Raw genomic sequence first — 23,509 nt, 5'->3', positions numbered from 1 at the left:
GTTTCAGGCGAGCGCTCAGACCAGTTCGGCCTGTGGTGCGCGCCGGCGCACCGTCGGCGCGGGCCGCGGGTCCCAGCGGTTGACGGTCCGCGCGTAGTGGAGGACCACAGAGGCCGTCGCAAGGACGAGCAGCGGTCCCGCCACCCAGCGGTGCGTGGCCATCTCCAGGGGCAGCCAGCGGTAGGAGAGCAGGAGCGCGGCGAAGACCGCCGTACCGTGGGCGACCAGCCACAGGCCCGAGCGTTCCCAGTCGCGGTCGAACGTGCGCAGGGCCGCCTCCACCGTGAGCGCGAACACCACGCCGGCGAGGAGATCGGCGCCGTAGTGGTAGCCGAAGCCCAGCGTCGCGGTGACCGTGGCGGCCAGCCAGAACGCGCCCGCCCAGCGCAGCGCCCGCGGGCCCCGCCGGGAGTGCACGAAGATCGCGGTGGCCCAGGCCGTGTGCAGGCTGGGCATGCAGTTGCGGGGGGTGAACCCGTCGTACCGCACGGGGTGCGGGGCGGTGATCCGCGGCACCGTGCGCGGCCACAGGTCGGCCACCGGCCAGTGCCCGTGCGGGGGCCGCTCCGGCCAGAGGCTGACCGACGCCCAGTGGTCGGCGCCCGTGCCGTAGGCGAAGACCGGCCCGACCACCGGGAAGACCATGTAGACGGCCGGCCCGAGCAGGCCTATCAGCAGGAAGGTGCGGACCAGGTGGTGGCGCGGGAAGCGGCGGTCGGCCGCCACGCCGCGCAGCTGGTAGAGCGCGACGGCGACCGCGGCCACGGCGAGCTGGCCGTAGACGATGTCGAGGAGGTTGAAGCCGACCGGGCCGCCGGCGGTGACGAGCCGGCCCACCAGCCACGACGGGTTGCCCAGGGCGTGGTCGGCGGTGGCCACGTACTGGTCGAGGACCATCGGCCGGGTCTTCGAGGTGATGAGCAGCCAGGTGTCGCCGGTCTTGCGGCCGGTCACCAGGAGCAGGCCGAGACCGACGCCCTTCAGCAGCAGGACGCGCTCCGAGCCGGTGCGGCGGGTCACGGCGACGACCCCGCAGCCGAGCAGCACCCACAGGGCGCCGTTGCCGAACGGCTGGCCGTGGGCCACCCCGGTGCCGGTCGCCCACCGGACCGCCGCGAAGGCGAGGTCGACGCCGATCGCGGCGCCGAGGGCGGCGAACCGCTGCCGCCAGGTGAGCACCACCATCGTCAACGCCAGCCCGGCATAGAGCAGGAAGCCGGACTTGGGGGCGCACAGCACCTCCCGGGCCTGGTTGGTGAGCGGGCCCGGCAGACCGTAGTGGCGTGCGGCGGCCTCCAGGGCGACGAGGAACGTGAAGGCCGTGGCGCCCGCCACGGCCCAGGGTCTCAGTGATGTGTGTCTCAAGTTCCGGCCGATTGCTAGAGGTTGAGGGATGGTTGAGGTCCCGCTCGACGAGGGAAGACGAAAAGACCGCTATCGGGGTTCCCGCCCTGCTCTCGACGGCTGGAAGGCTAATGGCGGGATAACGCAGGGTAAAGGGTTCGGCATTGTCGGTTCAACGCACTTGATGAGTGCATGACCTCTTCGATGTGATGCGCGAAGACCACGTCGAGATCACTTCGTGAGACTCCGAACCACAGGGGGATCCATGCAGATAGCCCGTACCGGGCTGGGCGTCGCGGCCGCCACGTCCGTCGCCGCCCTCGCGGCCACCGCGCTCACGGCCGCCGCGCCCGCCGCCGCACCGCACACCCTCGCGGTGCCGGCCATCGTCGGGCACACCCTGGCACACCGCGTGAGCAGCCCGCTCTCCAGCGCGCAGTGCCAGGCCAAGTGGCAGATCAGCTGCTACACCCCGCTCCAGTACCGCACCGCGTACGACCTGAACGCCCTCTACCGCAAGGGCGTCACGGGCAAGGGCCGCACCATCGTCATCGTCGACTCGTACGGTTCCCCGACCGTCCAGCACGACCTCGACGTCTACAGCAAGCAGTTCGGGCTGCCCAGCACCAAGGTGAAGGTCGTCAAGTGGGGGCACGTGCCCGCCTTCGACCCCAAGAACTCGGACATGACCGGCTGGGCCGGCGAGACCACCCTGGACGTCGAGATGGCGCACGCGGTGGCACCCGCGGCGAAGATCGTCGTCGTCGAGACGGCCGTCTCCGAGACCGAGGGCACCACCGGTCTGCCGGAGATGATGGACGCCGAGAAGTACATGATCGACCACGGGGTCGGCGACGTCATCAGCCAGAGCTTCGGCGCCACCGAGAACACCTTCCCCGGCTTCGCCAAGGGCGACTTCTCCAGCATCAGGAAGCTCCGGTACGCCTTCCAGGACGCCGACCGCAGGAAGGTGACCGTGCTCGCCGCCTCCGGTGACGGCGGCGCCACCGACCTCCAGGCGGACGGCAAGACGTACTACAAGAAGCGCGTCAACTCCTGGCCCTCCTCCGACCCGCTGGTCACCTCCGTCGGCGGCACCCAGCTCCACCTCGACGACAAGGGCCACCGCGTCAAGCCGGACAGCGTCTACAACGACTACGGCTCAGGCGGCGGCGGCCAGTCCCACGTGTTCACCCGCCCGTCCTTCCAGAACGGCGTGAAGAAGGTGGTCGGCACCCGCCGCGGCACCCCGGACATCTCGATGTCCGCCGCGGTGAACGGCGGCGCCTGGATCTACTCCAGCTTCGACCCGACCGCCACCGGCTGGGACGTCAGCGGCGGCACCAGCGAGGCCACCCCGCTCTTCGCGGGCATCGTCGCCCTCGCCGACCAGGCCGCGGGCCACCGCCTCGGCAACATCCAGAAGCGGCTGTACGCCCTCTCCTCCTACCGCTCCAAGGGCACCGGCATCGTCGACGTCAACGACGGCACGGACAACAGCTACGAGGGCGTGACCGGCTACAAGGCCGTCAACGGCTACGACCTCGCCACCGGCGTCGGCACCGTGGACGCCCTGCGCTTTGTCCCGGCCCTTGTCAAGCAGAAGCCCTGACCTGACAGCGCCTCGCACCGCACGGAAACGGCCCGGGACCCGCCCCCGGGCCGTTTCCCGTTCCCGCCCCCGGCCTCGTGACCGAGGGGAGGCGGCGGGCGCGGAGGTGACGTGCCGGGGCGGGCGAAGGACGATGGGGGAGAGTGCGAGGGCGACGCGGTGAGACCGGTCGGCTCCCAGGCCCACGGCCCGCTCGGCGTTCGCCCGGGGCCGTGGCGGACGGGCCGGCAGGACGGGCGGTGACCGGCATGCGAGATGCCACCCCGGGCGGCGGTAGCGACGCCGTACCGCCCGACACGCCCGACACGCCCGACACGCCCGACACGCTCGGTGCGATCGATGCACCCGATCCGCCCGGTCCGGCGGACATGGCGGACCCGGCCACGGCGGTCGTCGACGACCGGGGAGTCGTGACGGGGTGGAGCGCGGGCGCCGAGCGGCTGCTCGGCTACCCCTGCCGGGAGGCCATCGGCACTCCCGTCAGCCGCCTGGTCGCCTCGGACGGCCTCGCGGCCCCGGCCGGCTGCCCGACGACGGCCCTGTTCCGGCACCGGGACGGCCGGTCCCTGCCGCTGTGGGTGCGGGCGTATCCGTCGGTCGACGGCGCGGGCCGCGCCCAGCGCCTCCTCGTGGTGACACCACCGGAGTCACCGGAGCCGCCCCGGCCGCACGAGGCGACCGGCGCCGAGGCGTTCGCCCAGTGCAGGGTGGCCCTGATGGTGTACGACTCCGCGCTGCGGGCCGTCCGGGCGAGCGCCGGTGCCGTGCGCGAACTCGGCCTGCGCGAGGAGCGCATGCTGGGCCGGCGCGTCACCGACATCCTGCCGGCGAGCCTGTGCCACCGGGTCGAGGACGGCATGGTCCGGGTGCTGACGACGGGCGAGCCCGAGGAGTTCCGCCTCCGGGGCCGGGTCCGGCCGGACGGCCCCGAGCGGGTCTGGTCCGTCACCGTCTCCCCGCTCGTCACACCCGCGGGGCGGGTCCGGCACGTGGAGGTCTCCGCGCTGGACGTCAGCGAGCAGTACCTGGCCAGGGAGCGGCTCGCGCTGCTCAACGACATCAGCACCCGGGTGGGCAGCACCCTGGACGTGATGCGCACGGCGCAGGAGATGGCCGACGTCACGGTGGAGCGGCTCGCCGACTTCATCTCCATCGACCTGCTCGACTCCCTGTACCGCGGCGTCGAGCCGAAACCGTCCGGGACCGGCCCGGTCCCGCTGCGGCGGGCGGCCCAGCAGTCCGTGCTGCCCGGTGTTCCCGAGTCGGTGACCGAGCCGGGGGAGGTGGACGACTACCCCGCGTACACGCCCCCGGTCCGCGCCCTGGCCACCGGCAGGTCCTCGCTGCACAACAGCGGGGACGAGGCGATCCGCGACTGGGCGCTCGTCGATCCCGGGCGGTCGGGAGTGGTCCGCAGGTTCGGGATCCACTCGGTCATGGTCGTTCCGCTGCGCGCCCGCGGCATCACCCTCGGGGTGGCGGTCCTCGTCCGGCACCGGCGCGCGGAGCCCTTCACCCACGACGACCTGCTGCTGGCCGAGGAGATCGCCGCTCGTGCCGCCGTGGCCGTGGACAACGCCCGCCGGTACACCCTCGAACGCGACACCGCCCTGGCCCTGCAGCGCAGCCTGCTGCCCAACCGGCTCTCGGTCCAGGACGCGGTCGAGGCGGCCCACCGCTACCTGCCGGCCCGTACCCGGGCGGGGCCGGGCGGCGACTGGTTCGACGTGATCCCGCTCTCCGGCGCCCGGGTCGCGCTGGTGGCCGGCGACGTGGTGGGCCACGGGCTGCGGGCCTCGGCCACCATGGGACGGCTGCGGACCGCCGTGCGCACCCTGGCCGACGTCGAACTGCCCGCCGACGAGCTCCTCACCCACCTCGACGACCTCACGCTCCTCGCGGCCCAGGAGGAGGGCACGGCGGAGCACGAAGCCGGCGACGCCCCCGGCATCGACCTCGTCGCCACCTGCCTGTACGTGGTCTACGACCCGGTCTCCCGCCGGTGCACGGCCGCCAGCGCGGGCCATCCGCCCCCCGTCGTCGTCGGCCCGGACGGCCCGGCGGACTTCCTCGACGTGCCGCCGGGACCGCCGCTGGGCGCGGGCGGGCTGCCCTTCGAGATCGTCGAGCGGGAACTGCCCGCCGGCAGCCTCCTCGCGCTCTACACCGACGGTCTGGTCCAGAACGCCACGCACGACCTGGCCGGCGGTCTGGCGCGGCTGCGCCGGGCCCTGGACCGGGCCGCCGCCCGGCCGCTGGAGGAGCTGTGCGACGAACTGCTCCGGACCCTGCTCCCCCCGCTGCCCGAGGACGACGTCGCCCTGGTCGTCGCGCGCACCCGGGCACTCGACGCCAACCAGGTCGCCACCTGGGACCTGCCCCCCGACCCGGCCCGGGTGGCCGACGCCCGCGCCCAGGTGCTGGAGCAGCTGGAGGCCTGGCACCTGACGGACGTGGCGTTCGCGGCCGAACTGGTGGTCAGCGAGCTCGTCACCAACGCGATCCGCTACGGGCAACCGCCCGTCCAGCTCCGGCTGATCAGGGGCGCCACGCTGATCTGCGAGGTCTCCGACGGCAGCGGCACCGCCCCGCACATGCGCCGGGCCCGCACCTACGACGAGGGCGGCCGCGGTTTGCTGCTCGTCGCCCAGGTCGCCCGCCGCTGGGGCACCCGCCACCAGGCCGACGGCAAGACCATCTGGGCCGAGATCGAACTCCCCGCGCCGGACCGGTGACGATGGCGGGGAGGCCGAGTCGTCCTTGTCCGGCCGGGACGCCGACTGTGAAGGTGAGGTAGCAACTGCGAAGGCTCGGTGAAGTCCCCTACGTGGGCAGCCCGTTGACCCGACTCGTCGGCCGCCTCTTCGTGCTTGCCTTCCTGTCGCCCCGCGCAACTCCCCCTATATTGGCCTGACCTGGGAATTCAGTGCTCCGTCGGATGTTCCGGAGCGAGCTGCGGGTCAGCGCTCAACTGCCGCGTTGTCCATACGTCTTGACGTATCCGGCCGCTCCGCGTTTGCTTCCTTCACGCCATCGGTTACGCATGACGCTCCCCCCACCCGGAAGGCGCCTGATGTGAGCGTTCCCACTCTCCGCGGGACCCCCCTGCCCCGCCTCGCGATCACCCTCGCCGCCTCCGCGTCCGCTCTCGCCCTCACCGCCTGCGGCGTCGTCGACGGCATCGGCGGGAACGGTGTCTCCGCGTCCGCGACGAAGGGCGACGACATCACGGTCGGGCTGCTCCTGCCCGACAAGGACACCGCTCGGTTCGAGAACTTCGACCGCCCCATCATCGAGAAGGAGGTCGCCTCCCTCACCCACGGCAGGGGCAGGGTCGACTACGCCAACGCTGAGGCGAGCCCGGCCACCCAGAGCCGGCAGCTGCGGCGGATGGTGGACCGGAAGGTCGACGTCGTCCTGGTCGACTCGGTGGACGCCAGGGCCATCGCACCGGACGTCCGGAAGGCGAAGGCCGCCGGCATCCCCGTCATCGCCTACGACCGGCTCGCGCAGGGCCCGATCGACGCGTACGTCTCGCACGACAACGAACTCGTCGGCGAGGTCCAGGGCCGCGCCATCCTCGGGGCGCTCGGTGACAGGGCCGCCACCAGCGAGGTCGTCATGATGAACGGCGACCCCGCGGACCCGAACACGGCGAGTTTCAAGGAGGGCGCCCTCGGCGAACTGAAGAACAAGGTCCGCATCGCCGAGGAGTACGACACCGCCAAGTGGTCGCCCACGGTCGCCGGCGCGAACATGAAGAAGGCGATCAGGGCCGTCGGCCTGCACGACATCGCCGCCGTCTACTCGGCCAACGACGGCATGGCCGGAGCCGTCATCGACGCCCTGAAGGCCGCGGGGGCCACCAGGATTCCCCCGGTGACCGGGCAGGACGCGAACCTGGACGCGGTGCAGCGGGTCGTCTCGGGCGAGCAGTACATGACCGTGTACAAGTCGTTCCTGGACGAGGCCACCGACGCCGCGCAGATGGCGGTGTACAAGGTGCAGGGCCGCGACATCCAGTACGACGCGCTGGCCCAGGACAAGGTCGACAGCCCGACCGACAGGGACATCCCCGCGGCGCTCGTCCCGGTGGTCGCCCTCACCAAGGACAACGTCAAGGACACGGTGATCGCGGACGGCGTCTACACCGCGGCGCAGATCTGCACGCCGAAGTACCGGTCGGCGTGCGCGGCGATCGGGCTGACGGCCCCGTAGGGGGCGCTGGGCCGCTACGGAGGCGTCGCGAGGAACTCCGTCACGGCCAGTACGAACAGCAGGCACAGGGCGATGCCGACCACCACCCAGCCGGTGGGGAAGGGCCACAGCAGGTAGACCAGCACCGCCACGGCCACCAGGACCCAGGTGATCCAGGCGCGGCAGCGGTGGACGAAGGGCCCGACCGGGCCGGTGCGCAGTCCCGCGCGGTCGGCGGTGGCGCGTACCGCCCCGATCCCGGACGTCCACAGGCCCCGGAGCAGCCCGGCGTACCGCCCGGGGCCGGAGAGCCAGGCGGCCAGGGCGACGACGACGGCCAGGGCCACCACCATGCGCACTCCGGTGCGCAGGAAGTGGGTCAGCGCGTCGTAGACGGCGGCCGCCGCGCCCGGAGAGACACCCGCGGGCAGCCGGTCCAGGTAGAACACGCGGAACACGCGCAGCCCGATGCCGAGCAGCCCGGTGGTGACGGCGACCGCGAGGCAGCCCGCCACCAGGGCCCGGCGCCGCCGGACCGCGAGCAGCACCCCGGCGGCGACCAGCAGCACGGCCAGCACGGGCAGCCAGTCCCCGGCGAGCTGCAGCAGCCGTACGTAGGTCTTCACCTTGCCGACCTGGTCGGACCTGACGAGGGTGAAGTCGGTGTGCACGGCGGGGATGTGCTCGGCGGGGGTCAGCCCGGCGTCGACGAGGCGCTGCTTGACCTGGTCCACGAGGGGGCCGATGTCGAGGGTGACGCTGTCGCCCGTCAGCTGCACCGCGCCGCCGCCGCTGCCCGTGAGGGCCTTGTCGAGGCTGCTGTGGATCTTGCGGTTGGCGTCGGTCCAGACGGTCCGGAACGCGCCGGACGCGGCGACCTCGCGGGCCTTGTCGTGGACGAAGCTGCGCACGGCCCCTTCGAGCGCGTCGCCGAGTCTGCCGCCCAGCGCCTGCTGCAGGCGGGGCCGGTCCGCGGGGGCCACGTCGGCGAGCAGGGCGGGCAGGTCGAGGTGGGACATGAGGGCGTCGGTGGCCCGGTCGGCCACGGCGTCCTGGACGTCGGCGTTCGAGGCGAGCGGGGCGACCGTGCTCACGTAGCGGTCGGTGTCGCCCACCTGGTCGGCCGCCCACGAGGCGACCACGGCGAGCGGGGCGAGCAGGCAGCCGACGACGACCAGGACGGCGGCGAGCAGGGACCTGACGCGGTGCCGGGGCGGCCGGGCCCGCGCGCTCTCCAGGGCCGCGACCCGGGCCCGCAGTTCCCGCACGTCGTCGGACCGGTCCCCGTCCCCGCCCCCGCGCGCGCTGTCCTCCGCCACCCGTACCTCCCGCTCGATCCGGCCCTCCTGCCAGCCGAACCGCCGGGAAGCACGCGCGCGAGCAGGAGGGGACCAACCGGGTCACCGGCGCGACGACCGGCTACGGCTCCTCGGCGACGTGGATCGCCGCCGCCGGGCAGACGCTCGCCGCCTCGCGTACGGCCGGGTGCCGTTCCTCGGCGGGGGTGGCGTCCGGCAGGACGACGACGCCAGGGCCTGAACGCGCGATGCGGCCCTTCCCGGCACACGACGGCACCCCGTGCCCGAGGAGGGCGGATTCTCGGGATCCCCGCAACACCTGATGGCTTATGCGGCCATCAGTAGATCACGCAGACGCTCGGCTGGGGTTCTCCAGCCGAGCGTCTTGCGTGGCCGACCGTTGAGCTGCTGGGCGACGTGTTCAAGGTCTGCGGGACTGTGCGCGGACAGGTCGGTGCCCTTGGGGAAGTACTGCCGAAGCAGGCCGTTCGTGTTCTCATTCGAGCCGCGCTGCCAGGGCGAGTGGGGGTCGCAGAAGTAGACCGGCACGCCGGTGGCCACGGTGAACTGCTTGTGCGCGGCCATTTCGCAGCCCTGATCCCAGGTCAGCGAACCGCGCAAGTGCTCGGGCAGGGCCTGGATCAGCGGCACCAGCACATCGCGGACTTCCCCGGCCGTGTGTCCGCCGGGCAGATGTCCGAGCATGACGTAGCGGGTGGAGCGCTCGACCAGGGTCACTATCGCGCTCTCGCTGCGTGGGCCGACGATCAGATCGCCTTCCCAATGACCGGGAATCGCTCGGTCCTCAACCTCCGGCGGCCGCTCGGAGATCATCACCATCTCGTCGAAGAAGCGGCGAGTGCGCTGCTCCGGGCTGCGGTGAGGCTTGCGGCGGGTGCGCCCGGTGCGCAGCGCGACCGCGACCTGGCGGCGCAGGCCGCCTCGGGCCTGGACGTAGATGGCCTGGTAGATCGTCTCCGGACTCACCCGCATACTCTCGTCGTCGGGGAACTCGATGGCCGCAGTGTGACTGATCTGCTCCGGTGACCAGCGTTCGCGCAGCCTGTCCTCAACGTATCGACGCAGCGGACCGTCTGCGGCGAGCTTGGATGCCTTGGGCCGGGCGCGGCTCTCGGCCCATGCCCGCTGGGCCCTGTGCGGCCGGTAGACGCCGTCGACCGCCCGGGTGTCGATCTCCCGCTTGACCGTGGACGCCGGCCGCCCCAGAGCCCGCCCTATCGCCCTCAACGAGTGGCCGGCCCGGTGCATGTCAGCGATCGTCTCCCGCTCGGTCACGGTCAGAAACCGGGGGTGCAGCTGCGCGTCGACCGCTGCGAGAAGCGGCGGCTTGATGATGGTCACACCGGTCTTATAGACGATCAAGCGTCCGTCAGGACGCAGCCGGGAGTGGCCGATCTGGCGGATGCCCTGGTCCCAGTCCTCGGCGGTGCGCTCGTGGACGCCGACCTGCGCGGCGGCATCCCGGCGCCGAACTCCAGCCGCACGCAGCCGCTCGTACTCCGCCCGGCCTTGATGGCCAGACCTGCCGGGCTTCCCACGACCGCGGACACCGGCCTTACGGGCCCACCCGAACGCCGTGTTGCGGTTCACCCCGACTGCCCGAGCCGCCAGGGTAACGCTGCCGCCCTCCCGGTCCAGCGCCTCGAAGAACCTCGCCTTCAACACCTCGAAATCCACGATCCCCGCAGCTCCCTGAACTCCAGGGTGTTGCGGGGATCAGTAGAACTTGCCGGAGAGGGCACGGGGCGCCGTGGCGGCCGTGGGGGTTACTTCACCGGCTCCGGCTCCGGCTCGCTCTCCTGTTCCGCGGCGCCCGCCGGGTCCACCGGGGTCTTCACGGAGTCGAGGAGCAGCTGGGCCACGTCCACCACCTGGATGGTCTCCTTGGCCTTGCCGTCGTTCTTCTTGCCGTTGACCGAGTCGGTCAGCATCACGAGGCAGAACGGGCAGGCGGTGGAGACGATGTCGGGGTTGAGGGAGAGGGCCTCGTCGACGCGCTCGTTGTTGATGCGCTTGCCGATCCGCTCCTCCATCCACATCCGCGCACCACCGGCGCCGCAGCAGAAGCCGCGCTCCTTGTGGCGGTGCATCTCCTCGTTCCGGAGGCCCGGGACGCTCGCGATGATCTCGCGCGGGGGCGTGTAGATCTTGTTGTGGCGGCCCAGGTAGCAGGGGTCGTGGTAGGTGATGATGCCCTCGACCGGGGTGACCGGGACCAGCTTGCCCTCGTCCACCAGGTGCTGGAGCAGCTGGGTGTGGTGGATGACCTCGTAGTCGCCGCCGAGCTGCGGGTACTCGTTGCCGATGGTGTTGAGGCAGTGCGGGCAGGTGGCGACGATCTTCTTGGCCGACTTCGGCTTCTTCGTCGCCGGGTCCACCTCTCCCTCCTCGTTGAGGGACTCGCCGAACGCCATGTTCAGCGCGGCCACGTTCTCCATGCCGAGCTCCTGGAACAGGGGCTCGTTGCCGAGGCGGCGGGCGGAGTCGCCGGTGCACTTCTCGTCGCCGCCCATGATCGCGAACTTGACGCCCGCGATGTGGAGCAGCTCGGCGAAGGCCTTGGTGGTCTTCTTGGCGCGGTCCTCCAGGGAGCCCGCGCAGCCGACCCAGTACAGGTACTCGACCTCGGTGAGGTCCTCGATGTCCTTGCCGACGACCGGGACCTCGAAGTCGACCTCCTTGAGCCACTCCAGGCGCTGCTTCTTCGCCAGGCCCCAGGGGTTGCCCTTCTTCTCCAGGTTCTTGAGCATCGTGCCCGCCTCGGACGGGAACGCGGACTCGATCATCACCTGGTAGCGGCGCATGTCGACGATGTGGTCGACGTGCTCGATGTCCACCGGGCACTGCTCGACGCAGGCGCCGCAGGTGGTGCAGGACCACAGCACGTCCGGGTCGATGACGCCGTTCTCCTCGGCGGTGCCGATGAGCGGCCGCTCGGCCTCCGCGAGGGCCGCGGCGGGGACCCCGGCGAGCTGTTCCTCGGAGCCCTTCTCCCCGCCCTCGGCGGTCTTGCCGCCGCCGGCCAGCAGGTAGGGCGCCTTGGCGTGCGCGTTGTCCCGGAGCGACATGATCAGCAGCTTCGGGGAGAGCGGCTTGCCGGTGTTCCAGGCCGGGCACTGCGACTGGCAGCGACCGCACTCCGTGCAGGTCGAGAAGTCGAGCAGGCCCTTCCAGGAGAACTGCTCCACCTGCGAGACGCCGAAGACGTCGTCCTCGCCCGGGTCGGTGAAGTCGATCGGCTTGCCGCCCGAGGTCATCGGGAGCAGCGCGCCCAGCGAGGTCTCACCCGTCGCGTTCCGCTTGAACCAGATGTTCGGGAAGGCGAGGAAGCGGTGCCAGGCGACGCCCATGTCGGTCTTGAGGGCGACCACGATCATCCAGATGAACGAGGTCGCGATCTTCAGGCCGGCGAAGAAGTAGGTGAGGTTCTGGAGCGTGGAGACGTCCATGCCCCGGAACCAGGACACCACCGGGTACGAGATGAAGAACGACGCCTCGTAGGAGTCCACGTGGTGCTGGGCGCCCTCCAGCGCGTGCAGCGTGAAGATGCAGACGCCGACGATCAGGATGACCGTCTCGACGAAGTAGGCCTGGCCGAAGTTGGAGCCGGCGAACCGGGACTTGCGGCCCGGCCGGTTCGGCTTGCTCAGCTGGCGGATCGCGATCAGCACGAGGATGCCGAGGACCGTCATGGTGCCGATGAACTCGACGAAGACGTTGTACGGCGCCCAGTCGCCGATGACCGGCAGGATCCAGTCGGCCTGGAACAGCTGGCCGACGGCGTTGACGATCGTCAGCAGCAGGGAGAAGAAGCCGACCGCGACGAACCAGTGCGCCACGCCCACGATGCCCCAGCGGTTCATCCGGGTGTGGCCGAGGAACTCCCTGACCACCGTGACGGTCCGCTGGACGGGCTCGTCGGTACGGGTGCCGGCGGGCACGCTCTGACCGAGCCGCATGAAGTTGTAGATCTGCAGGACGGCGCGGGCGAACAACGCCACGCCAACCACGATCAGAACCAGCGACACGATGATCGCGGCGAGTTGCATGGGGGCTCCTCGGGCCTGCGAGGGGTGGTCTCTTCGGGTCTCTTCACAGAGGGTTCCCGAAATTACTAAGCGGTAACTTATCCAGTCGGTTCGAGACTACCCGCATCTTTACTCGCACTGTAGCCAGGTGCGGGGTGATCTGGATCGCTGAGGTCCGCCTGGGCGGTACGCCCCAACCCGATCGTGTTATTCGTACATAATTGTTACATTTAGGTCTAATTTGGACCCGTGCTCTACGGGATCGCCGCCGCCACCACCGCCTTCCTGCTCGCCGCCTTCCTCGCCGCGCTGATCCGCCCGTGTGCCCTGCGGGTGGGGCTCGTCGACCGGCGGCGGGCCCGGCGGGTGCCCGCGCTGGGCGGCCTCGCCGTGGTCGGTGCCACCTGCCTGGTCGCGTTCGCCGGCGACTGGACCCGGGTCGCCCCGCTCGGCACCGGCGTCGGGGAGCTGGTGGCCGCCGGAGGGGCGGTGGCGCTGCTCGGGGTGGTCGCCGACGTATGGCGGCTGAAGACGCGGTTCCTGCTGTTCGGCACGGCGGTGGCGGCCGCGTGCGTGGTGCCGTACGGCGAGTTCGGGATCGTTGGCGGGCTGCTCGGGGCGGCCTGGATCGCCTTCGTCGCCGTTGCCTTCAAGGGGCTCGACCACGCGGACGGGCTGGCCGGGACCGTCGGGGTGGTGACCGCCTTCGGGGTCGGGGCCTGTGCCGCCGCCGAGGTGATGGACGGACTCGCCGTGCTGCTGAGCGTGCTCGCGGCCGCGCTCACCGGGTTCCTGCTGCACAACTGGGCTCCCGCCCGGATCGCCCTCGGCGCCACCGGCTCGCTGTTCACCGGGTTCGTGCTGGCCTCCGCCGCGCTGGTCACCCGGTCCGGCTACGACCCCGCGGCCAGCGCGGGCGTGCTGTTCGCGCTCACCGCCGTGGCGAGCGGCGACGTCCTGCTCGTCGTGCTGTCGCGGCTCCTCGCCGGGCGCCCGGTGCTGCGACGCGGGCCCGACCACCTCGCGCACCGGCTGCGGCGCCTCGGGCTCACCTCGCAGCGGGCAACCGTCGTCCTCGGTGCCGCGTCCTTCGCCGGGGTACTCGTCGCGGTGCTCGTGCACGGCGGCTGGGTGGGCCGGACCGGCGCCACATGCGTCGCCTGCGTCACCTTCAGCATCGTGCTGCTCCTCCTTCGGGTGCCGGTGTACGGGCCCCGGAACGCCGTACCGACGCAGGTCAGCGGGCACTTGCGTGTAAGGAACGGATAAGACTTGAGTCGGCTGGACTCAGGTCTGTTGACCTAGGGCGCGGCTTGCTGCACACTTGAGTCCGTTCCACTCAAGTCAGCTGGAGGAAATCACCATGGCACGTGCGGTCGGCATCGACCTGGGCACGACTAACTCCGTCGTCAGCGTTCTTGAAGGCGGCGAGCCCACCGTCATCACCAACGCCGAGGGTGCCCGGACCACGCCGTCCGTCGTCGCCTTCGCGAAGAACGGCGAAGTTCTGGTCGGCGAGGTCGCCAAGCGTCAGGCGGTCACCAACGTCGACCGGACCATCCGGTCCGTGAAGCGTCACATGGGCACCGACTGGAAGATCCAGCTGGACGGGAAGGACTTCAACCCCCAGCAGATCTCCGCGTTCATCCTGCAGAAGCTCAAGCGGGACGCCGAGGCCTACCTGGGCGAGAAGGTGACCGACGCGGTCATCACCGTCCCGGCCTACTTCAACGACTCCGAGCGTCAGGCGACGAAGGAGGCCGGCGAGATCGCCGGTCTGAACGTCCTGCGCATCGTGAACGAGCCGACCGCCGCCGCGCTGGCGTACGGCCTCGACAAGGACGACCAGACGATCCTCGTCTTCGACCTCGGTGGCGGCACCTTCGACGTGTCCCTCCTGGAGATCGGCGACGGCGTCGTCGAGGTGAAGGCCACCAACGGCGACAACCACCTCGGTGGTGACGACTGGGACCAGCGCATCGTCGACTACCTGGTCAAGCAGTTCGCGTCCGGCCACGGCGTGGACCTCGGCAAGGACAAGATGGCCCTCCAGCGCCTCCGCGAGGCCGCCGAGAAGGCCAAGATCGAGCTGTCGTCCTCCACGGAGACCTCGATCAACCTGCCCTACATCACCGCCTCCGCCGAGGGCCCCCTGCACCTCGACGAGAAGCTCACCCGCGCCCAGTTCCAGCAGCTGACCGCGGACCTCCTGGAGCGCTGCAAGACCCCGTTCCACAACGTCATCAAGGACGCCGGCATCCAGCTCGGCGAGATCGACCACGTCGTTCTCGTCGGCGGCTCCACCCGCATGCCCGCCGTCGCCGAGCTCGTCAAGGAGCTGACCGGCGGCAAGGAGGCCAACAAGGGTGTGAACCCGGACGAGGTCGTCGCCATCGGCGCCTCGCTCCAGGCCGGTGTGCTCAAGGGTGAGGTCAAGGACGTCCTGCTCCTCGACGTGACCCCGCTGTCCCTCGGTATCGAGACCAAGGGCGGCATCATGACCAAGCTCATCGAGCGGAACACGACGATCCCGACCAAGCGGTCCGAGATCTTCACCACCGCCGAGGACAACCAGCCCTCCGTGCAGATCCAGGTCTACCAGGGCGAGCGCGAGATCGCGGCGTACAACAAGAAGCTCGGCATGTTCGAGCTGACCGGTCTGCCGCCGGCCCCGCGCGGTGTCCCGCAGATCGAGGTCTCCTTCGACATCGACGCCAACGGCATCATGCACGTCACGGCCAAGGACCTCGGCACGGGCAAGGAGCAGAAGATGACCGTCACCGGCGGCTCCTCGCTGCCGAAGGACGAGGTCGACCGGATGCGCCAGGAGGCCGAGCAGTACGCGGAGGAGGACCACCGCCGCCGCGAGGCCGCCGAGACCCGCAACCAGGGCGAGCAGCTCGTCTACCAGACCGAGAAGTTCCTCAAGGACAACGAGGACAAGGTCCCGGGCGAGATCAAGACCGAGGTCGAGGCCGCGGTCGAGGAGCTCAAGGAGAAGCTCAAGGGCGAGGACACCGCCGAGATCCGCACCGCCACCGAGAAGGTCGCGGCCGTCTCCCAGAAGCTGGGCCAGGCCATGTACGCCGACGCCCAGGCCGCGGGTGCCGCGGCCGGCGGTGCCCCCGCCAGTGACGCCGCCGACGACGTGGTGGACGCCGAGATCGTCGACGACGAGCGCAAGGACGGTGCCGCGTGACGGAGGAGACCCCGGGCTTCGAGGAGAAGCCCGACGTCCCCTCCGGCGCCACCCCCGACGACGCCGAGCCGAAGGCCGCTCCCGCACAGGGAGCGGCCCCGGCCGGGGACGCAAGCGCACAGCTGGCCGGTCTGACCGCGCAGCTGGACCAGGTACGCACCGCGCTCGGTGAGCGCACCGCGGACCTCCAGCGCCTGCAGGCCGAGTACCAGAACTACCGACGCCGCGTGGAGCGCGACCGGATCACGGTCCGGGAGATCGCCATCGCGAACCTCCTGACCGAACTCCTGCCCGTGCTCGACGACATCGGCCGGGCCCGGGAACACGGCGAACTGGTCGGCGGTTTCAAGTCGGTGGCCGAATCCCTCGAGACGGTCGCGGCGAAGATGGGCCTGCAGCAGTTCGGCAAGGAGGGCGAGCCCTTCGACCCGACGATCCACGAGGCGCTGATGCACAGCTACGCGCCGGACGTCACCGAGACGACGTGCGTGGCCATCCTGCAGCCCGGGTATCGCATCGGCGAGCGCACCATCCGCCCGGCGCGGGTGGCGGTCGCCGAACCGCAGCCGGGGGCGACGCCGGCGAAGGCCGAGGGGACCGAGGAGGCCCCCGCGGCCGACGAGAAGGACAACGGCCCTGAGGAGGGCTGACGTAATAAGTACCGAGCGGAAGGAGGGGCGTCGGGGATGAGCACCAAGGACTTCATCGAGAAGGACTACTACAAGGTCCTCGGCGTCCCCAAGGACGCCACCGAGGCCGAGATCAAGAAGGCGTACCGGAAGCTCGCCCGCGAGTTCCACCCGGATGCCAACAAGGGCAACGCCAAGGCCGAGGAGCGCTTCAAGGAGATCTCCGAGGCGAACGACATACTCGGCGACCCCAAGAAGCGCAAGGAGTACGACGAGGCACGCGCCCTCTTCGGCAACGGCGGCTTCCGCCCGGGGCCGGGCGCGGGCGGCGGCAACTTCAACTTCGACCTGGGCGACCTCTTCGGGGGAGGCGCCCAGGGCGGGGGCGGCGGCTTCGGCGGCGGCGGCTTCAGTGACGTCCTGGGGGGCCTGTTCAACCGGGGCGGCGGCACGGCCGGCCGTACCCAGCCGCGGCGCGGCCAGGACATCGAGTCCGAGGTCACGCTGAGCTTCACGGAGGCCATCGAGGGCGCCACGGTCCCGCTGCGGATGTCCTCGCAGGCCCCCTGCAAGGCCTGTTCGGGCACCGGCGACGTGAACGGCACGCCTCGGGTGTGCCCGACCTGCGTCGGCACCGGCCAGGTGGCGCGGGGATCGGGCGGCGGCTTCTCGCTGACCGACCCCTGCCCGGACTGCAAGGGCCGCGGCCTGATCGCGGAGAACCCCTGCCCCGACTGCAAGGGCAGCGGCCGCGCCAAGTCGTCCCGGACCATGCAGGTCCGCATCCCCGCCGGGGTGACCGACGGCCAGCGCATCCGGCTGCGCGGCAAGGGCGCACCGGGCGAACGCGGCGGCCCCGCGGGCGACCTGTACGTCATGGTGCACGTGGACACCCACCCGGTGTTCGGCCGCAAGGACGACAACCTCACGGTGACCGTCCCGGTGACCTTCACCGAGGCGGCGCTCGGCGGCGAGGTCAGGGTCCCGACCCTGGGCGGACCGCCGGTCACCCTGAAGCTGCCCCCGGGCACGCCCAACGGCCGCACCATGCGCGCCCGTGGCAAGGGCGCGGTCCGCAAGGACGGCACCCGCGGCGACCTCCTGGTCACCGTCGAGGTGAGTGTCCCGAAGGACCTGTCGGGGAATGCTCGGGATGCACTGGAGGCGTATCGCGAGGCGACCGCTGGCGAGGACCCGCGGGCCGAGCTGTTCGAGGCCGCGAAGGGAGCATGAAGAGATGGACGGCCGTCGACGTAACCCGTATGAACTGACCGAGGAGACCCCGGTCTACGTCATCTCGGTGGCGGCCCAGCTCTCCGGACTGCACCCGCAGACGCTGCGCCAGTACGACCGGCTCGGCCTGGTCTCCCCCGACCGCACGGCCGGGCGCGGCCGCCGCTACTCGGCCCGCGACATCGAACTGCTCCGCCAGGTGCAGACGCTGTCCCAGGACGAGGGCATCAACCTGGCCGGCATCAAGCGCATCATCGAACTGGAGAACCAGGTCCTGGCGCTCCAGCAGCGGGTCGCCGAACTCGAGGCGGCCGTCGATGGCGCGGCGGCCGCGATGCGGCAGCGCGAGGCCGCCGTCCACGCCTCCTACCGCCGCGACCTGGTTCCGTACCAGGAGGTCCAGCAGACCAGCGCGCTGGTGGTGTGGCGGCCGAAGAAGGCCAAGGACTAGGCGCGTTCGACGAGGGATTCGACGAGAAAGGGGGCCCCGGCGGAAAGCCGGGGCCCCCTTTCCCACACCTGCTCACGGCTCCAGGATCGCCCACTCCGCGCCCGGGGCCGACTCCGTGCCGTCGGCGTACAGCGCGGTCACCCAGTAGTGGTGGGTGGTGCCGCGGGCGGCCGTGGCGTCGTCGTAGGAGCGGTCGGCCGTGGCCGCCAGCTTCTCGTACGTCCGCGTCGCCGGGTTCCAGCGGTAGACCTGGTAGCCGGTCGCCGAGTCGACCGCGCTCCACGCGAGGTGGACGCCGCCCGAGTCGGGGGTGTCCGCCGTCAGGGTCAGCGGGGAGCCCTCCGGGGTGGCCACCGACGGGGTCAGGTCCAGCTCGTCGACGGCGACCGCGCTCACCGGCCCCAGCCACCGACTGGAGTTGCCCGCGGTGTCGATCGCGTCCACCCAATAGCAGGCGTGATCGCCGTCCGGCAGCCGCACGTCCCGGTATCGCGAGGTGGACGGGGACAGCCACGCCCACTCCGAGCCGGAGCAGACCTGCTCGTCGCCCTCCTCGCCGAGGACCGTGCCCCGGTAGACCACGTACCGGTTCAGGTCGGCCTCGGTGTTGTCGTCCCAGTCCAGCTCGATGCCGTACTCGGTGGCCGTCGCGGTCAGGCCGGTCACCTGGGCGGGCGGCTTGTCCGACGCAAGCGTGGTGACGGTCGCGGTGCCGGAGAGGGGGGACACCTGCGGCCACTGCACGTTCGCCACCGCGTAGTGGTACGTCGTGCCCTCCTCGGCCGAGAAGTCGCCACAGCTGTACCGGCGGGACCCGTCGGAGAGGGTGGTGTAGCTGGTCGTGCAGGTCACCCACTGCGCCGTCGAGGTGTCCACGGGCAGCGTGGTTGAGCGGTAGACGCGGAACTCGCCGTACGGGGTGTCCGCGGCCCTCATCGTCCACTGGAGGGTCGCGCTGCCGATGCCCGCGGTCGCCGTGAGTCCGCGGGGCGCGGCCAGCGGGCGGGTCACCGCCTTGAGGTCGGTGAACGGCGACGCGTGGCCCGAGCCGTCCACGGCCGCGACCCGGTACTTGACGGTCTCGCCCCGGGTGAGCGTGCCGTCGGTGAGGCTCACCGTGTGGGCGAGCTCCCAGGACTTGGTGACCACACCGTGGAAGTCGGTCCGCTCCACCCGGTACTTCACCGCGGCGCGCACCCCCGACCAGCTCAGTTCGGCGCCCGTGTCGGTGGCCGAGACGGTGAACCGGGCGGGCGTCTGCAGCACCGCACTGGTGACCGGGGCGTCGGCGGTGCCGGCCGACTCGTTGCCGGCCTTGTCGTAGGCGCGGATCTCGTAGTAGTAGAGGGCGCCGGTCGCGGGCGGAGCGTCGGTCAGGGACGTCGACGCCGTGGTCCCCACCTTCGTCCAGCCGGTACTCCCGCGCGGGCGCCGGTAGACCCGGTAGCCGGCCAGGTCCATCTCCCGGTTCTTCGCCCAGCTCAGCTTCGTCGTGTTGGCGTTGCCGTCGTAGGACACCAGCGGGGCCAGCGGGGTGAGCGGCCTGACCTTGTCGACCCCGGCCGAGGTGCGCGGTGTGTAGGTGAACTTGACCTTGGCGGCGCCGGTCCAGTTGACGTAGTCGACGCGGAGGGTGTGCTTGCCCTTGGGGACGGTGACGTTGACGGTCTTGGTCACCGTCTTGGTGGTGTTCTTCCACAGGTCGATCTTGCGGACGCCGTCGAGGTAGACCCGGATCCCGTCGAGGCCGGAGGCGGCGAGGGCGAAGGGGCCGCCGGAGCCGAAGTCGCGGGTGACGCTCCAGCGCACCCCGAAGTTGTCCTTCGGGAGGCCGGAGGCCGGGGCGCCGCTCCAGCTCTCGTCGATCGCGGAGTCGCAGGCGGTCTTCTTCGGGGTGCCCTTGAACGTGGTGTTCGCGAACAACTGCCGCTTGAAGACAGGGGAGGCACAGGTCGTGGCCGCCGAGGCGGTGGGCACGGCGACGGTGGTGAGGAGACCGGCCGTGGTGGCCAGCACCACGGCCGTCGCCTGCAGGGTGGTCTTCATCGAGGGGTCAGGTTCCGTTCGGCAGGGACGCACAGGCGTCCACGTTGCTGAAGGTCTCCGAGCCGTCGGGAGCGACGACCGAGAGCACGTAGAAGACGGTCGTGCCGTGGGGCACGGTGGGATCGGTGTAGTGGGTGGCGGTAGGAGCCAGCGGAACGTCCGTCACCCGGACGTAGGTGCGCGTCGCGGGGTCCCAGCGGTACACGTTGATGCCGGCGGCGTCCGTGGCCACCGAGTCCGCACAGTCGATGTACATGCCGCCCTCGTCGCCGAGGGTGGAGTAGGTGGTCAGCGAGCAGTCCGCGGTGTCCTCGGGGACCGTCGCCGGGGTGAGGTTCTGCTCGGTGACGGTGACCTTGGAGTAGGGGCCGCCCCATTTCGGGATGTCCCGACTGTCCTCGTACGAACCGGAGTTCCCGTAGATGTCGACCGGGACGACGATGTAGGCCTTCGTCTCGCCGTTCGCCACCTCGGGGCCGACGACGTACTCGGAGCTGCCGGCGGGGACGGACTCGAGGTACGAGGGCTCGTAGTGCTCCGGGTCCTCGTAGACCTCGTAGTGGTCGATGTCCGCCGCCGTGCTGTCGTCCCAGTCCAGCTTGACGCCGTACTCCAGGGGCACGGCCGTCAGGTGGGTCACGGGCGGCGGCGGGACCTCGTCGCCGGGCCGGGTGACGGTCATGTCGGCGGAGCCGGTGGACCAGCGGCCCGCGGTGTTCTGCCGGATCATCACGTAGTGGTAGGTGGCGCCCTGGTCGCCGTCGTAGTCGACGCAGGAGCGGACGGTGTTGCCGGCCGCGTCCGTGCTCTTCTTGCGGCTGCGGCAGTCGGTGAGGTTGGCGTAGGTGAGCTCCACCGGGGAGGTCGTGGAGCGGTAGACCTTGTAGTCGGCGGTGTCGCCGCCCGCCGGCTCGGTCCAGGTGAACACCGCGCCGTAGCGCGGCACGGTCGCCGTCACGTTCTGCGGCGGCAGGATCGACCGGGTGCTGCGCACCACGTTGGAGGAGCGGGCGTTCCTGGCCGCGTCGAGGGCGCTCACCTTGTAGTCGTAGGCGTAGCCGTAGGACGCCTTGGTGTCCGAGTAGCTCGTGCCGGTGGTCTCGGCGAGCTCGGTGTACGAGGTCTCCGACGCCGACTTGCGGAAGACCTTGTAGGTCGCGGCGTCCGCGGGGGCCGTCCAGGAGAGGTCGTTGGAGGCCTCGACGGCGGTGGCGGTGAGGACCGGGGCGGCGGGGGCGGTCAGGTCCTGCGACACGACGAGTTGGTCGGCGGAGCCCGCCGACTGGTTGCCCGCCTTGTCGTGGGCGCGTACCTCGTAGTAGTACGACTGCCCGGTCGGCGGCGTCTGGACCCGGGCCCGGCGGGTGCCGGCCGTGGCCGAGGCCACCTCGGTCCAGCTGCCGGAGCCCTTCAGTCGCCGGTAGAGCCGGTAACCGGCGAGGTCCATCTCCTTGTTGGCCGCCCAGGTGACGTCGGTGTACGACCCCTCCCCGTCGGGCCGGTAGACGGCGGAGGCCCCGGTCGGCGCGAGCGGCCTGACCTTGTCGACCCCGGTCGAGGTGCGCGGTGTGTAGGTGAACTTGACCTTGGCGGTGCCGGTCCAGTTGACGTAGTCGACGCGGAGGGTGTGCTTGCCGGACGGGACGGTGACGTTGACGGTCTTGGTCACCGTCTTGGTGGTGTTCTTCCACAGGTCGATCTTGCGGACGCCGTCGAGGTAGACCCGGATCCCGTCGAGGCCGGAGGCGGCGAGGGCGAAGGGGCCGCCGGAGCCGAAGTCGCGGGTGACGCTCCAGCGCACCCCGAAGTTGTCCTTCGGGAGGCCGGAGGCCGGGGCGCCGCTCCAGCTCTCGTCGATCGCGGAGTCGCAGGCGGTCTTCTTCGGGGTGCCCTTGAACGTGGTGTTCGCGAACAACTGCCGCTTGAAGACAGGGGAGGCACAGGTCGTGGCCGCCGAGGCGGTGGGCACGGCGACGCCGAGCAGGGTGCCGGCGGTGGCGAGCACCACGGCAGCGGCCGCGGCGCTTCTGGCTGGGTTCATTCGATCCTCTGGTCGTATCCGTACGACCGACACGGTCGTTCCGGATGTCGACTCGTGAGGAACCGCGTTGGTTGTACTGATCTTTGCCTACCCGTGAACTCCCTTTGGATGGAGGGTCCGTAAAGAGTGTTTGGAGGTGATTCCGCTGAGCCTTCACACAAGCAGCGGAGCGTGGCGTTGCGCACTCGTTAAGTAGTTCCGCTTGACGCCGGGTGTGGCCTACGCGTTGTCTTTTCAGACATCTGGGTCGCAAAGCAGCCCACGTCCGGAACGCACCTGAAGTGAGCCCCCGTATGCGTCGTATAGCCATGTTTGTGGCCGCGTCCACGATGACCCTTTCGCTTGCCGGCTGCGGCGTGCTCAACGCGACAGGTTCGTCGACGTCCGCGACCCCGACGAAGGGCAACGACATCACGGTGGGCGTGCTGATGCCGGACAAGATCAACACCCGCTACATCAACTTCGACTACCCGATCATGAAGTCGAAGATCGCCGAGCTGACCAACAACCAGGGCAAGGTCGACTACCAGAACGCCGGCTCGTCCGCCTCCACGCAGGCGACGCAGATGCAGCAGATGATCGCCGACAAGGTCGACGTGATCGTCCTGGACGCCGTCGACGCGCACGCCATCGCGGGCACGGTGAAGAAGGCCAAGGCCGCGGGCATCCCGGTCATCGCCTACGACCGCCTCGCCGAGGGCCCCATCGACGCCTACGTCTCCTTCGACAACGAGCTGGTGGGCGAGGTCCAGGCCCGTACCCTCCTGGAGGCGCTCGGCTCGAACGTCGACACCTCCGAGAAGGTCGTCATGATCAACGGCTCGCCGACCGACCCCAACGCCAAGCAGTTCAAGACGGGCGCCCTGTCCGAGCTGAACGGCAAGGTGACGACCGCGGGCTACTCCTACGACACCAAGGACTGGAACCCGGACATCGCCGAGCAGGAGGTCACCAAGGCCGTCGACCTGCTCGGCAAGGACAACATCGCCGCCGTCTACTCCGCCAACGACGCGATGGCGGCCGGTGTCGTCAAGGCCCTCAAGGCCGCGGGCGTGACCACCATGCCGCCGATCACCGGCCAGGACGCGGACCTCGACGCCATCCAGCGGATCCTCACCGGCGAGCAGTACATGACGGTCTACAAGCCGTACCCCGACGAGGCCGAGGCCGCCGCCCAGATGGCCGTCTACAAGGTCCAGGGCAAGGACATCCAGTTCGACGCGCTCACCCAGGACACCGTCGACAGCCCGACCACCAAGAACATCCCGTCCCAGCTGGTGCAGGTCAGCGCCGTCACCAAGAGCAAGATCAAGGACACCGTCGTCGCGGACGGCATCTACAAGATCTCGCAGATCTGCACGGCCGCGTACAAGTCCGCCTGCGCGTCGGCGGGCCTCAAGTAGGAGTGTC

Annotated in this window: 16 protein-coding genes; 9 read left to right on the top strand and 7 right to left on the bottom strand. The window is 70.6% G+C overall.

Annotated features, from left to right (window positions below):
- Positions 1 to 15 precede the first annotated feature (15 nt).
- Positions 16 to 1,335 (bottom strand): phosphatase PAP2 family protein, encoded by a 1,320-nt coding sequence (locus BLW82_RS20100; protein WP_093500383.1) that lies wholly within the window; start codon positions 1,333 to 1,335, stop codon positions 16 to 18.
- Positions 1,336 to 1,609: 274 nt separating this feature from the next.
- Between BLW82_RS20100 and BLW82_RS20095 the strand changes: the two genes are divergently transcribed.
- From BLW82_RS20095 to BLW82_RS20085, 3 genes are all read left to right on the top strand, one after another.
- Positions 1,610 to 2,956, top strand: a complete 1,347-nt coding sequence (locus tag BLW82_RS20095) for a S53 family peptidase (RefSeq protein WP_093500381.1) — start codon at positions 1,610 to 1,612, stop codon at positions 2,954 to 2,956.
- A gap of 248 nt (positions 2,957 to 3,204) precedes the next feature.
- Entirely contained in the window at positions 3,205 to 5,691 is a 2,487-nt protein-coding gene (locus BLW82_RS20090) for an ATP-binding SpoIIE family protein phosphatase (RefSeq protein ID WP_371131361.1), read from the top strand.
- 340 nt (positions 5,692 to 6,031) lie between these two features.
- On the top strand, positions 6,032 to 7,174 hold the full coding sequence (locus tag BLW82_RS20085; RefSeq protein ID WP_256215884.1) for a sugar ABC transporter substrate-binding protein: 1,143 nt from the start codon (positions 6,032 to 6,034) through the stop codon (positions 7,172 to 7,174).
- A 14-nt stretch (positions 7,175 to 7,188) separates the two neighbouring features.
- Here BLW82_RS20085 and BLW82_RS20080 read toward each other — a convergent pair whose 3' ends face one another.
- From BLW82_RS20080 to BLW82_RS20065, 4 genes are all read right to left on the bottom strand, one after another.
- Entirely contained in the window at positions 7,189 to 8,472 is a 1,284-nt protein-coding gene (locus BLW82_RS20080) for a hypothetical protein (protein WP_256215883.1), read from the bottom strand.
- Between the two features lie 100 nt (positions 8,473 to 8,572).
- Complete coding sequence (locus BLW82_RS20075) at positions 8,573 to 8,767, bottom strand: ferredoxin (RefSeq protein ID WP_371131360.1); 195 nt, start codon at positions 8,765 to 8,767, stop codon at positions 8,573 to 8,575.
- Positions 8,768 to 8,778: 11 nt separating this feature from the next.
- On the bottom strand, positions 8,779 to 9,960 hold the full coding sequence (locus tag BLW82_RS20070) for an IS30 family transposase (protein WP_107408616.1): 1,182 nt from the start codon (positions 9,958 to 9,960) through the stop codon (positions 8,779 to 8,781).
- Positions 9,961 to 10,238: 278 nt separating this feature from the next.
- Positions 10,239 to 12,521 carry a heterodisulfide reductase-related iron-sulfur binding cluster gene (locus BLW82_RS20065; protein ID WP_093500380.1) on the bottom strand — a complete coding sequence of 761 codons (2,283 nt, stop codon included), beginning with the start codon at positions 12,519 to 12,521 and terminating at the stop codon, positions 10,239 to 10,241.
- Positions 12,522 to 12,749: 228 nt separating this feature from the next.
- On the opposite strand from BLW82_RS20065, the gene BLW82_RS20060 reads away from it, so the two are divergent.
- The 5 genes from BLW82_RS20060 to BLW82_RS20040 all read left to right on the top strand — a co-directional run bounded on the left by BLW82_RS20060 (position 12,750) and on the right by BLW82_RS20040 (position 18,012).
- Positions 12,750 to 13,769 (top strand): MraY family glycosyltransferase, encoded by a 1,020-nt coding sequence (locus tag BLW82_RS20060; RefSeq protein WP_093500378.1) that lies wholly within the window; start codon positions 12,750 to 12,752, stop codon positions 13,767 to 13,769.
- Between the two features lie 94 nt (positions 13,770 to 13,863).
- Positions 13,864 to 15,699: a molecular chaperone DnaK gene (gene dnaK / locus BLW82_RS20055; protein WP_093500376.1), complete on the top strand. Its 1,836-nt coding sequence runs from the start codon at positions 13,864 to 13,866 to the stop codon at positions 15,697 to 15,699.
- Entirely contained in the window at positions 15,696 to 16,349 is a 654-nt protein-coding gene (gene grpE / locus BLW82_RS20050) for a nucleotide exchange factor GrpE (protein WP_093500374.1), read from the top strand. Before dnaK ends, grpE begins: the two co-directional genes overlap by 4 nt.
- 36 nt (positions 16,350 to 16,385) lie before the next feature.
- Positions 16,386 to 17,561 carry a molecular chaperone DnaJ gene (gene dnaJ / locus BLW82_RS20045; RefSeq protein WP_093500372.1) on the top strand — a complete coding sequence of 392 codons (1,176 nt, stop codon included), beginning with the start codon at positions 16,386 to 16,388 and terminating at the stop codon, positions 17,559 to 17,561.
- A gap of 4 nt (positions 17,562 to 17,565) precedes the next feature.
- On the top strand, positions 17,566 to 18,012 hold the full coding sequence (locus tag BLW82_RS20040) for a heat shock protein transcriptional repressor HspR (RefSeq protein ID WP_093500370.1): 447 nt from the start codon (positions 17,566 to 17,568) through the stop codon (positions 18,010 to 18,012).
- A 72-nt stretch (positions 18,013 to 18,084) separates the two neighbouring features.
- On the opposite strand, the gene BLW82_RS20035 is transcribed toward BLW82_RS20040, so the two are convergent.
- Together BLW82_RS20035 and BLW82_RS20030 are read right to left on the bottom strand one after the other, a co-directional pair.
- The gene (locus BLW82_RS20035) at positions 18,085 to 20,058 is read right to left on the bottom strand and encodes a PA14 domain-containing protein (protein ID WP_107408560.1); all 1,974 of its coding nucleotides are present in this window, start codon (positions 20,056 to 20,058) and stop codon (positions 18,085 to 18,087) included.
- Between the two features lie 7 nt (positions 20,059 to 20,065).
- Positions 20,066 to 22,099: a PA14 domain-containing protein gene (locus BLW82_RS20030; protein ID WP_093500368.1), complete on the bottom strand. Its 2,034-nt coding sequence runs from the start codon at positions 22,097 to 22,099 to the stop codon at positions 20,066 to 20,068.
- Between the two features lie 293 nt (positions 22,100 to 22,392).
- Here BLW82_RS20030 and BLW82_RS20025 point away from each other — a divergent pair, with 293 nt between their 5' ends.
- Positions 22,393 to 23,502 carry a sugar ABC transporter substrate-binding protein gene (locus BLW82_RS20025; RefSeq protein WP_093500366.1) on the top strand — a complete coding sequence of 370 codons (1,110 nt, stop codon included), beginning with the start codon at positions 22,393 to 22,395 and terminating at the stop codon, positions 23,500 to 23,502.
- The last annotated feature ends 7 nt before the right edge of the window (positions 23,503 to 23,509 follow it).

This window comes from Streptomyces sp. Ag109_O5-10 (assembly GCF_900105755.1).
Taxonomy (GTDB): domain Bacteria; phylum Actinomycetota; class Actinomycetes; order Streptomycetales; family Streptomycetaceae; genus Streptomyces.
The sequence above is the reverse complement of the archived record's forward strand: the minus strand, read 5'-3'. Positions and strand labels throughout refer to the sequence as shown.